Genomic DNA, 729 nt, shown 5'->3' with positions numbered 1-729 from the left:
AACGTTAGCTACAATTATCTGATAATGAAAAAAGAACATCGGAAAATAATTGATCATATTTCTACTTATCTGAATGAAAATCCTGAACAAAGGTTTGGTCAGGCCATTTTCAACCTTAAAATCAATGAATTCATTGATGAGAAAGATTTAATGAATCCTAAATATCAACTTAGAGATATTCACAATGACTCCGATGAAAAAATACTCGAAAGAATTGAATCTCAACTAAAGTGGTTTAACAAACAAAAAGAAGATTTATAGTTTGATGAGATTGTCTTGTAAAAAATGTTTAATGAGGGAATTTGAAGTTCCAAATTTCACATCAGAAGAGAAAAAAATCCTTTCTCAATTAAAAGCCAATAATAAACTTGGAGAGTTAATACAAAAAATAGAATCACTCTATGACATAGAAAGTATTGACGCTAAATTCTCATTTATGCACATTAATAAAGAGTACGGAAAGTGCAACCGTTGTAATATAGATTCTCTTGAAGGAGAATATGTTGAATGTCCTAAATGTACAGCTTTAAATTTCAACTGGAAAATAGAAAAATAAAAAGTAGCTAACACGATATATGTGATCATAGCATCTAGGTGATGAATCGAAAGGTTATTGTATTTTTGGTAAGGCGCAATGCTTGCAGAAAGTAAAAGTTAGCAATCAATGCGCAGAAAAATCGAAAAGCAAAGTAACATTTTGTCCTGCTACGACACATATATTAGACGTTA

Annotated in this window: 2 protein-coding genes; both read left to right on the top strand. The window is 30.0% G+C overall.

Annotated features, from left to right (window positions below; genetic code table 11):
- A partial coding sequence (locus tag ACWNT5_RS24230) for a hypothetical protein (RefSeq protein ID WP_456518856.1) occupies nt 1-261 on the top strand: 261 nt, incomplete at its 5' end.
- 31 nt (nt 262-292) lie between these two features.
- Nucleotides 293-556 (top strand): hypothetical protein, encoded by a 264-nt coding sequence (locus ACWNT5_RS24225; protein WP_456518855.1) that lies wholly within the window; start codon nt 293-295, stop codon nt 554-556.
- Nucleotides 557-729 lie beyond the last annotated feature (173 nt).

It is taken from the genome of Aquimarina sp. 433, assembly GCF_054054605.1.
The sequence above is the reverse complement of the archived record's forward strand: the minus strand, read 5'-3'. Positions and strand labels throughout refer to the sequence as shown.